This is a genomic window from Pseudomonas sp. RC10 (assembly GCF_038397775.1).
Lineage (GTDB): Bacteria > Pseudomonadota > Gammaproteobacteria > Pseudomonadales > Pseudomonadaceae > Aquipseudomonas > Aquipseudomonas bambusae.
The window spans coordinates 1,441,102-1,452,356 of record NZ_CP151650.1 but is presented as its reverse complement, the minus strand read 5'-3'; the positions used below and the strand labels follow the sequence as shown (position 1 = coordinate 1,452,356).

The following is an 11,255-nucleotide window of genomic DNA, read 5'->3' as shown; positions in this document are numbered from 1 at the left end:
CAGTCGGGGAGGTGCCACCCGCATCGACCTCGTTCTTCCAAGGATCGGAAACCATGAACACACCCATCATCATAGGTCGGCAGACCTTCGACGGCCTGGGCCGTCAGCTCACCGTAGAGGTCGGGGGGCATACCACACGCTTTCGTTACATCAATGAACAGCTTGCCCCGTCGGGCAACACTCTGGCCGACGGCCGGGAAATCGCCTTCACCTACGAAAAAAACCTCAATCATCAACTGCTGAGCGTTCTGGGGCAGGATGAAACGCCCGTGCAGATGGCGTATCAGGCAGACATCGGCCAACTCGCCAGCGCCAGCGGAGAACGGGGCGTTCAGTCGTTCGCTTACACCCCGTCAGGGCAAGCCTTGAGCGATGAGTGGGTCATCGACGACACCACCCACACCACCCACTGGAAATATTCAGTCGCGGGTCTGCTGCAAGGTTTTGACGACGCGCAGGGCATCGCTCATCGACGCGAATTCGATGAGGCCGGTCGTGTGCAGTTCACCCGGGTGGGCAGCATCGAAACGCGCTACGCCTACGACGGACTCTCTCGTCTGATCAGTGTCGAGGTGTCGGACCCTGACACCGCGCGCACCCTGACCACTTCCATCACTTACGACACGCTCGGACGGGAACGCACCCGGACGTTCGCCATCACCCCCGACCCTGACGCTGAAGACGGTGCACCTCGTGCCGTGACTCAGACGCTGGGCTATTCGGCACGGGACCAAGTCATCTCGCGCACGTGGAACGACGGCGAGCACGTCGGGGAAGAAACGTTCGAATACGATAACCGTGACCGGCTGGTGCATTACACCGCCAATGCGCAAGCGGCCCCCCAAGATCCCTACGGCAACCGGATTGTCGAGCAGGTCTTCACCTTCAATGCGCTGAATGGCTACGAAACGGTGCTCAACACGTTTGCCGACGACACCCAGGATGAAGCCGTCTTCAGCTACGCCGACGGTGATCCGACGAAAGTGGTGAGCGTCACGCACACTCATGAATCCTGGCCGTCCTCGGTCACGCTGACGTATGACGAATGTGGCCGGGTCATTGGCGACAGCCTGGGTCGCAGCATGAAATGGGACACCCAGGGCCGCTTGACTGAAGTGAGCCACGAAGGCAGCACCTGCGCCTATCGTTACGATCCCCGAGGGCGACTGGTCGACCGGCAGCTTGACGACACGTTGACCCGCAGCTTCTTCAGCGCCGACCAGCTCACGCATGAACAGACGGGTGAAGACAGCCTGCAGCTCATCGGCGACGACCACTCGTTGTTCGCGGTGAACAAGGTCACCGAAGGAATGCGCAAGACCACCCTTCTCGGCACCGACGGTCAGGGCACCGTGCGTATGGAAGCCGACAGTGCCATTCGAACCCTGGGGTACACCGCGCATGGTGCTCAAGCCCTGGATGCAGCGCAAGTGCCGTTCGGTTTTGCGGGAGAACGACGCGAGCCGCTGACGGGCTGGTACATCCCCGGCGGGCACCGCCCTTACGATCCTGTGCTGATGTGTTTCCTGGCGCCGGACAGCGAAAGCCCCTTCGGTGCGGGTGGGATCAACCCCTATGCCTACTGTGCCGGCGATCCGGTCAATCGTGTCGATCCCGACGGACACAGCTGGGTGAGTTATGCACTGGCGGGGGCGGGTCTTGCCCTCTCGGCGATAGCACTCATTCCCGGTCTTCAGGCAGCGCTGCCGATTGCGGGTGCGTTATTCAGCGCGACCTCGACGCTGTCGACTGCGCAGATCGCCTGCCTTGCCGCTGCGACACTGGATGTCGTGTCCCTCACCACCGGCGTCGCGAGCCTCGCGCTGGAAATCAGTGGGCATGGGGGATCGGCGGCAGGGATTCTGGGGGGCATCTCGCTGGTCACCGGTCTGGCTGGCGCAGGGATAGGCCTGAAGATGCACAGTTTGCGAAATGCGGGCGCGCAGCAACGGGCGATGGACCTTAAAACCAACTGGTCCCCCAAACCCGGTCGGCTCGGCAACAGCGAAGTGATCTATCAGGGCACATCCCGGGCCGTGGACGTGGGATTCATCGAAACCTACCGAGGAACGAACCAAGCGGCATTGCTTACCCATGGGGACCCATTCCGCGCGCTGTTGATGGGGCCTGATGGCAAGGTCGCAAGGGCAGCGGACATTGCCAGGGATTTCATCGCGCCAAGGCTGAAAGCGCTGAATTATCCAGCGGACGAAACCTTCGTACTGCTGTCGTGCTGGGGCGGCAAGAACGGAGCAGCACTGGAGATTGCCAAGGAGCTGGGGCGCCCCGTCAAAGGGTTCACTGAAAAGACGTTCGTCAAAGGTTTCGCCAACCTTCAGCTCGGAGGCAATGTGGCCAATGCTCCGCTGGAAGCAGTGCCCTACCTCGAACGTTTGCGAGCGACGGGCAATCCTTTCAAGGCCTGGAAGACTTCATTCAGAGAAGCGGGAGCAAAGATTTTTCACCCTGACGGAACGATAACCGCTGCTTTGTAGGACGAGTTGATGCTGCGGCTGCCTTCCGTCCCACTCACCCGACGGCAGCTGCAGCTCGTCGAGCGGCGCCATGAAACCCTTTTCCACGGATTGGAAACCATGAATACACCCATGATGATAGGTCGGCAGACCTTCGACGGCCTGGGCCGGCATCTCTCAGTCGATGTCGGCGGGCACATCACGAACTTTCACTATCGCGCAGGGCAGCTCCCTCCTTCGGCCAACACCCTGGCCGACGGCAAGCGCATCGAATTCACCTACGAGTCTGCATTGAACAATCAGTTGCTCAGTGTCAGTGCCGAAGGCGAAGTTGCTCAGTTTCTCGGCTATCACCCGTTGGGGATGCCCCAATCAGCCAGCGGGGCGTTGGGCGATGAGTCCTTCGAATTCAAAGCATCGGGCCAACCCAGTCAGGACATATGGGCGGTCGAAGATGAAGAACACGTCACCACTTGGCATTACTCGCTGAACCGACTGTTGCAGGGTTTTGACGATGTCCAAGGCACTCGGCACCGACGTCGTCTGGACGACCAAGGTCGGGTTGAAGAAGTTCACGTTGGCCATCTGATGAGCCGTTATCGTTATGACCCGTTGTCGCGCCTGACTCACATTGATGTGGAGGACCAGGACAGGGGAAGCACGCTGAGCACGGTGCTCACCTACGACAGCATAGGTCGCGAGCACACCCGCACCTTCATCGCCACGACGCAGGACGCTGACGGCGATCATGCCACTCGAACCCTGAAGCAAACGCTCGGGTATTCAGCGCTCGATCAGATCACCTCGCGGCACTGGAGCGATGGCGAGCAAGAGGGCGAGGAAACCTTCGCGTACGATCTTCGCAGGCGCTTGGTGCTGTACACCGCCGACGCCGACATCGCTCCTGAAGACCCGTTCGGCAACCCCATTGTCGAACAGCGCTTTACCTATAACGCGCTTAACGGGCATGAGCGTGTGCTCACTACCTTCGTCGACGGCAGTACCAACGAGACGCTGTTCAGCTATGCCAGCGACGACCCGGTTCGCGTGACGAAAGTCACCCACAGCCATCCCACATGGCCGAGCGAAGTGGTGCTGACCTACGACGAGTGTGGCCGGGTGATCGGCGACAGTCTGGGCCGCAGCATGCGCTGGAATGCCCAAGGTCGCTTGACGAGGGTCGACCACGAAAGCCATCACTGCGAGTACGGCTACACCGCCAGCGGTCACCTCACGGATCGTCGTATAGACGACACGCTGAGTCGCAGCTTCTTCAGTGGGGAAGAGGTAACGCATGAACGAACAGGAACCGACAGCCTGCAATTTTATTCGGGTGAGCAAGGCGTGTTTGCCATCCACACCATGACCGATAAGGTCCGTCAAACGACATTGCTGGGGGCCGATGCACAAGGCAGCGTCCGCCTTGAAGCCGATACGACGACCCGCACGCGTCAGTACAGCGCCTACGGAACAGAACGTGAAAACGCCGAGCACCTGCCGATCGGTTTTACCGGCCAGCGCGTCGAGCCGGTCACGCATTGGCAGATACTGGGGGACTACCGACCTTACGACCCGGTACTGATGTGCTTTCTCAGTCCTGACAGCGAGAGCCCGTTTGGCCGAGGCGGCATCAACCCTTATGTCTATTGCGCAGGGGATCCCGTCAACCGCATCGACCCGGACGGGCACAGCTGGGTGAACTATGCGCTCGCAGGGGTGGGGCTGGCGGTTGGAATCGCAGGCACCATTGCCAGCCTGGGCGCGGCTTCGGCGCTCATCACACCTATCGCAATGTTTGGCTTGAAAGCGCTGACGCCAAGCGCGGTGATGATCATCAGCGCGGGCATTCTGAACGTGGCCTCGGTGGGCACCGGCGCCGCTGCCCTGGGCATTGAAATGACCGGAGGCGACAAGCGCGCGGCCAACATACTGGGCTGGGTATCGCTGGGCACTGGCATCGCCGCCAGTGCACTGACCGCCATAGGGCACGCCAGCGCCAAGATCGCTGCGAAACAAGCGATGCAGCGACGCGACAGTTCTATCCTCTTCGAACGCAGGCTTGGAAGCCACGATGTCTCATTTCACAAACAGTTGTGGGGAGACAAATTCACGGGGTTCGAAACCCACGGTTCTCCCGAAGGCTACCTGATGAACTCAAAAGGTCTGTATGACACCGCCGCCAATGTCGCGAAAACGGACATCGCCCCACACCTGGTCAACATGGACCCGAACAGGCCGTTCGTACTGCTTGCCTGTCAGGGAGGCTCCAGCGGTGCGGCACAAGAAGTCGCCAACGTCCTGCGCAGGCCCGTGGTGGGGTTTCATGAGAATATTTATGTCGGCACCGTCGAGTGGATGAAGCAGTCAGCGAACTTCGTGACGAAAGAAGGCGTCAGAACGCCGCTTGCACTTCAACTGATTCCCCATTTGAAAGGATTGACAGGGGTGCACGGACCTCACTACTTCGCCCATGGCGTCGAGTATGAACTCGCCTCTTTTCAGCTCTATAAGCCGGTTTAGTCATCGTTTTTGCAATCACGCAGCGAGCCGAGGGTAGTGATCTCAGGGTTGCTCCCCTCCATGACCGTTCAGCGCCCCCTGCCCTTCACGACTAACGTTTACGCTGCGGCAGGGTGTCGCGCCGAGTGCCACGCGGTATACTGCCGCGCCTTTTTCCTGCCGCTGCGCCTGAGCGGTAGCCGAGCCGATGGCCGTTTGCACGCAGGTCCGTGCCTGTTTGCGCAAACCGCCCTATAAATGTTCCCGCCTGATTCGAGGAGAACACCCATGACCGTGATCAAGCAGGATGACCTGATTCAGAGCGTCGCCGACGCGCTGCAGTTCATCTCCTATTACCACCCCGTCGATTTCATCCAGGCCATGCACGAGGCCTACCTGCGCGAAGAATCGCCTGCCGCGCGCGACTCCATGGCTCAGATCCTCATCAACTCGCGCATGTGCGCCACCGGCCACCGTCCGATCTGCCAGGACACCGGCATCGTGACCGTATTCGTTCGTGTGGGCATGGACGTGCGCTGGGATGGCGCCACCATGAGCCTGGACGACATGATCAACCAGGGCGTGCGTCAGGCCTATAACCTGCCAGAAAACGTCCTGCGCGCTTCGATCCTCGCCGACCCGGCGGGCGCTCGTAAAAACACCAAGGACAATACCCCGGCGGTCATCCATTACTCCATCGTTCCGGGTAACACCGTGGAAGTGGACGTGGCGGCCAAAGGCGGCGGCTCGGAAAACAAATCGAAGATGGCGATGCTCAACCCGTCCGATTCGATCGTCGACTGGGTACTGAAAACCGTGCCGACCATGGGCGCTGGCTGGTGCCCGCCTGGCATGCTCGGCATCGGCATCGGCGGTACCGCCGAGAAAGCGGCGGTCATGGCCAAGGAAGTCCTGATGGACTCCATCGACATCCACGAGCTGAAGGCTCGTGGCCCGTCGAACCGCCTGGAAGAAATGCGTCTGGAGCTGTTCGAGAAGGTCAACCAACTGGGCATCGGTGCCCAGGGCCTCGGCGGTCTGACCACCGTGCTCGACGTCAAGATCATGGATTATCCGACCCACGCAGCGTCGCTGCCGGTCTGCATGATCCCGAACTGCGCCGCCACCCGTCATGCCCACTTCGTGCTCGATGGTTCCGGCCCTGCTTCGCTGGAAGCGCCACCGCTGGACGCCTACCCGGAAATCGTCTGGGAAGCCGGCCCGTCGGCTCGTCGCGTCAACCTCGACACCCTGACCCCGGAAGACGTGCAGAGCTGGAAGCCGGGCGAAACCGTCCTGCTCAACGGCAAGATGCTCACCGGTCGCGACGCGGCGCACAAGCGCATGGTCGAGATGCTGAACAAGGGCGAAACCCTGCCGGTAGACCTGAAAGGGCGCTTCATCTATTACGTCGGCCCGGTCGATCCGGTCGGTGACGAAGTGGTCGGCCCAGCCGGTCCTACCACCGCCACCCGTATGGACAAGTTCACCCGTCAGATCCTTGAGCAAACTGGCCTGTTGGGCATGATCGGCAAATCCGAGCGCGGCCCGACCGCCATCGACGCGATCAAGGACAACAAAGCCGTTTACTTGATGGCCGTCGGCGGTGCTGCTTACCTCGTCGCTCAGGCGATCAAGAAATCCCAGGTCCTGGCCTTCCCGGAACTGGGCATGGAAGCGATCTACGAGTTCGACGTCAAAGACATGCCGGTCACTGTCGCGGTTGACAGCAAAGGCGAGTCGGTTCACATCACGGGTCCTGCCATCTGGCAGAAAAAGATCAGTGAGAGCCTGGCAGTCGAAGTGCAGTAAGCGCTCCGCTGGCAGTCACGAAAAGCCCGGCCGGTGTGCCGGGCTTTTTGGTTTCTGGACGGCTCACCGCTGAAACGGATTCTTCCGCTTGCGAGGCGAGCCGTCGTCCAGCAGCGGTAGCCCCTGCTCTGCCCTGCGCACGTTGACCTCTTCGGCCGTGTCGTTCTCATCCTCGTTGATGGTGTACCAGCCCTCGTAGGTGATCCGCCGCATCCATCCCTTGGCGGTCATGGTGACAGTCGGGCGTCCCAGCGGATCGTAGAACTGCTCGTCGTGATACCAGTGCTCCCGGGCAGAGCCGTCATCCACGTAGCCTTCGGTATTGGTGAAATAAGGACGGTAGACCCGCACCGCCAGTCCCTTGTTGTTGTATTCGACGCGCTCGCTGACGCGCCAGCGAGGGTCGGCTTCGATTTCGATCAATTTGCCGTCTTCACCCACGTTCAATCGCCCGTCGATGACCTCGTACGCTTTGCCCGGCTCGACCAATTGGCGGGTTTGCAACGTTCTGCCGAATCCATCGACAGAGGCCAGGCTCTTGCGCAATTGCCGCTCAGGGTCATCGGGATAGCGGTCCCACTGCATGGCCAGGCTATGGACCGGCGCCTTGTGATCGACCCAACTGAACGCGTCGTAGTAATGAACGGTGGCGAAGTCGATTGTTGAGGGAGAGGCGATCGCGTCCACCGGTTTTTCTTCCTCCATCACAGCATCGACCAGCGGCTGGAAACCGACCTCCTTGCCCAGCTCCGTGCCATAGAAACTGGTCATGCGCAGGACTCCAAAACCGTCATACAGCGCTTCCTGAGAATTGCGATTGGGGTCGACGATCTTGACCGGTTGCATGTTGCGATAACTGTAAGTTGCCGACGTGGTGCAACCATCGGGTGCAGTCACCGACCTCACCATCAGGTTGTAGTCATCGTATTCAACGGTGCTCCATCCATGGCTCGCCGTCGGCCTGAATGTCTCCACCCGATAGAACTGTTCAGCGCCCGCATAGGTGTTGAACCCCCGCTTGACCGACCACAAGGTGCGTTCCGGCTCTTCGGGCAGCATGCACGTCATGCGGTGGTAACCGAGTTCGATCAACTTCGCGGTCAGCTCCTCAGGCGTCATCACCCGGTCGTACGCCGTCAGCGCGTGGTCATCCAGCTCGGCCAGCTCCACGGCATCGGTCAACGCCTCAAAGGTCGCCTCGCCCTCCCCCGCATTGACGTAACGCTGCTTGCTGAGCGCCACCAGCGTGCGAGGCAGCGACGCAAACCAGCCTTGCGGCGCCTTGAAAGCCTCATAGCTGATGTCTTCAGGGCTGACCGTCGCGCGCTCAGCCACCATCGCATTGCTTCGGCTCAGATAGGGCAAGCCCAGCCGCCAGCTCTGTGCTGCGTCCAGATGAATCGGCCGGGCCCGAGCTTCCGTCAGATAGAAGTTCTGCTGAGCGTCATCGTGCGCGGCCTTCCACCAGCGCTGCTGGTGCTCGTCGTCGAACGGCGGTGTATCGCCTGCCGACTTGCGCCGAGCGTAATTGACGCTGACGCCGTGGGTCAGCACACCGTACTCGTCCCAGGTCAGGTTAATGGCGCGCTGGCACATAGGATCGTCCGCGTGGCCCTCGTACTGATAACCGATCGACTCCAGTTGCAACGACAACTGCCGCGCATAGGGCTGATGTGTGCTGACCGGCGCCAGCTGGCGCACCAGATAACGCGACGATTGCACCGAATACGGCACGCCATTGGGCGTTTCTGCCTCCAGGCCAAAGACTTCAACCCTCAGCACAGCCCCCGCCAGTGAGCGGGCCATCTCGCGCAAATCATCGTCGGTGGGTGAAACGATAAGCTGATCGTCGCCATTGGCAAAGGTGGTCAGCAGATCGTTGCCCAACACCACGGCATCTGGGTCGCTCTCGTCACATCCAATGATTTTGTTCGCCGGATGTCGCCCGCTGTGATACCAGGTTTTGGTCAGCACGGGGGCCGTGAAGCCTTGTTCTTTCTGAGTGGCGTGTGGCGCCTCGCTGTCGGTCTGACACACCAGCCCGAAGCCGCGAAACTCGCGCTCGTGACCATCGTAATAGCCCTGACGAAACTTGAAGTGCTGAGTCAGCTGATTGCCCGTCACTTCATCGAGCTGAGTCTGTCGGGTGACCACGTGCAGCGCGAACGGCACGCCCGACTCCACTGCCAGTCCGGCCTCCTGCAATTCGACTTTCTCATCCAGCCACTCCTGCGCGGAGCTGCGATAGTCGATGGAACCCGACGCGCCCATACCGTTACGAGTGCTGTACAACAGATACGGTTTGACCGGCGGATGGTCGAAGCGCCAGTGCGTGGTCTTCATGTGCGGAACGGTCAGCACCAGGCTCGAACAGCCCAACGCCTGCAAATCGGCGATGTTCACCTGGCAGAGCTGGTCATAGCGAATCCCGTCCGGCCAAGGGTGTGTGACCGGTTCGGCCAGGTGGTTGCCTGAGCGGTTCATGAACAACTGAAAGCCATCAGACTTCAGATACACCAGATCAACCGCACCGGACCCGTCCATGTCCGCCAGACGAACGCGCCCGGCGTCAAATTCATCCCACGAAAACGGCAGTGCCGCGAACAGCTGCCCTTTGCCAAATCGCCCTCTGCCCAAGTTCGCCCAGGCACGCACCTCATTGTGACGAATGCGCACAAGGTGTTGCTGACCGCTGCCGAAAATGTCACAGAAAGCGACCAGCTCGGACGAACTGTTGCTGAGCGTCGGCAGCGAATCACCCTCGGTGTCATGGGCGATGTCATGCCCTTTAGCGAAGCCGTCATCACGCCGACTGGCGTACAAGCGCACGCTGCGAGGACCAATCAGCGCCAGATCAGACAGCCCGTCCCCGACCAGATCCGCCAACTGCCCTTTGGGATGGAAGAACTCCGGCGGGAAGGCGGAAAACGGCGTGAATCGGGTCCAGCTTCGTTCTGGATTCAAGGTAAAGAAACCCGCGATGCCTGGCTGCGCCACGATCCAGTCGAGACGGCCATCCCCGGTCATGTCAGCGAGTGACTGGCGAACGGCGGTCTGCGAATCAGCGGCAGGATTACCCGGCAACAACTGCCAAGGGCCGTACTTCACGGCGTCAGGGTCATCGGCTTCGACGTCACGTACGGGCTCGCGATACATCCAGCCCTTGTCCGAGCGATACAGCACCCCGGACAACCCCTCACCGTATAGATCCACCCACTGATACGGCTGGCCATCATCCAGGCCAGGCATGGACTCGAACGGCTTGAATGCCCCCTGCGCTACGTCAAAATCCTGATAGGTAAACACCACAGGCGGCCGACGGCTGAGCGCGGGCTGGATGCGCTCCCCCCACGCCAGGCTTTCCACCGAGCTGAGTACTTTGCCCCCCTGCTGAAGGTCCTCGTAGTTGAGTTTCAGCGCGCTGATCAGGGTCGGCTTATCGGGATCGAGCTCAGCGGGGAAGTAGTGAAACATGATGACGTGGTGCACGAAGCGCAGGTGACCCAGCTCAAAGCCGTAGCCAAACGATGAGTGAAAATCTGCGCGCCCTTCCCAGGGTTTGTCGCCGTCATAAGCCAGTTGATCATTGGCGAACGTGCGCTCGCCATAGTCAAAGATCAGCTCGAAGTGCCATTGCAGTCCGGCCAACTGCTGAGGAGCCCACAAATACAGATGGGGATGCGCCTTGAAGTTGCCATAGCGCGCCCGCCAGAGATAACGCTGGGCGCTGAAGTTGCGCCCGGGGCTGGGCGTCGTATCGGCCACAAGCCCTTGCATATCCTCGGCCTTGTACTCGTACAGCACGTGCTCGCCGATGGGGTTGACCGTTTCTTCGAGCAACCACTCAGCCACGCGGTTCGGGTCATCGGGGTCGCGCAGGCGGGAGGCCGGTTGACGACCAAACATTGCCAGGCTTCCATCTGCGCCGTGGATCAGCCAGAAGCCTGCGGGGTCACTCTCATGGCGCCAATGCTCGATGCGAGCAAAGACGCCTTCGGCACGCGCGAAGTAGCGAACGACCTTGTAGGGCTGATCCAGTGTGAGGCCGCCATAGTCGCTGACGGTTGTTTCAATGAGTGCGCCTTGTGCATCACGCTCAGCCAGCAGGACTCCGCCATCGGGGCCCAGCATCACATCCTCATCGGTGTACAGCGGCACGCCCTTGCTCGCCCGTCGGGCAATCGCCCCCACGTTCAGCCCCCATCCCAGACCGAACAGGCCATTGCCCACCGAACTCTGATAGCTCAGGCCGAGCGCTGGTGCATAGCCGCGTCCGGGCGTGATTGGCAGCGGGATTTCCAGCGACGCCGAGCCTGTAGCCCCTACCGCGCCCCAGCCCTTGCCGATGCTCTGAATCGCCCCGCCACCCTTGGGCAGCGAGGGCGCGGAGATACCGACTTGTTGCTCCTGATCGGCCATGATCATGCTCCCTTCGATCCTTGAACGCTGGCATCGCGCGAGTGGATCGCG

At 60.8% G+C, this 11,255-nt stretch carries 4 protein-coding genes; 3 read left to right on the top strand and 1 reads right to left on the bottom strand.

Translation table 11 applies throughout. The features are described from left to right. The first annotated feature begins 53 nt into the window (after positions 1–53). The 3 genes from AAEO81_RS06545 to AAEO81_RS06535 all read left to right on the top strand — a co-directional run bounded on the left by AAEO81_RS06545 (position 54) and on the right by AAEO81_RS06535 (position 6,785). Positions 54–2,495 carry an RHS repeat-associated core domain-containing protein gene (locus AAEO81_RS06545; protein ID WP_341962380.1) on the top strand — a complete coding sequence of 814 codons (2,442 nt, stop codon included), beginning with the start codon at positions 54–56 and terminating at the stop codon, positions 2,493–2,495. 99 nt (positions 2,496–2,594) lie between these two features. Further along, positions 2,595–4,994, top strand: coding sequence for an RHS repeat-associated core domain-containing protein (locus tag AAEO81_RS06540; protein WP_341962379.1), 2,400 nt, complete (start codon positions 2,595–2,597; stop codon positions 4,992–4,994). A gap of 267 nt (positions 4,995–5,261) precedes the next feature. Beyond that, a complete protein-coding gene (locus tag AAEO81_RS06535; protein WP_166596534.1) occupies positions 5,262–6,785 on the top strand; it encodes a fumarate hydratase in 1,524 nt (507 codons plus the stop codon). A gap of 63 nt (positions 6,786–6,848) precedes the next feature. Here the strand turns inward: AAEO81_RS06535 and AAEO81_RS06530 are convergent, their stop codons facing one another. Further along, positions 6,849–11,210 carry a SpvB/TcaC N-terminal domain-containing protein gene (locus AAEO81_RS06530; RefSeq protein ID WP_341962377.1) on the bottom strand — a complete coding sequence of 1,454 codons (4,362 nt, stop codon included), beginning with the start codon at positions 11,208–11,210 and terminating at the stop codon, positions 6,849–6,851. Positions 11,211–11,255 lie beyond the last annotated feature (45 nt).

Bases quoted from the DNA above. Each gene is read 5' to 3' on its own strand.
- AAEO81_RS06545 (WP_341962380.1), top strand. From the start codon at position 54: ATGAACACACCCATCATCATAGGTCGGCAGACCTTCGACGGCCTGGGC.
- AAEO81_RS06540 (WP_341962379.1), top strand. From the start codon at position 2,595: ATGAATACACCCATGATGATAGGTCGGCAGACCTTCGACGGCCTGGGC.
- AAEO81_RS06535 (WP_166596534.1), top strand. From the start codon at position 5,262: ATGACCGTGATCAAGCAGGATGACCTGATTCAGAGCGTCGCCGACGCG.
- AAEO81_RS06530 (WP_341962377.1), bottom strand. From the start codon at position 11,210: ATGATCATGGCCGATCAGGAGCAACAAGTCGGTATCTCCGCGCCCTCG.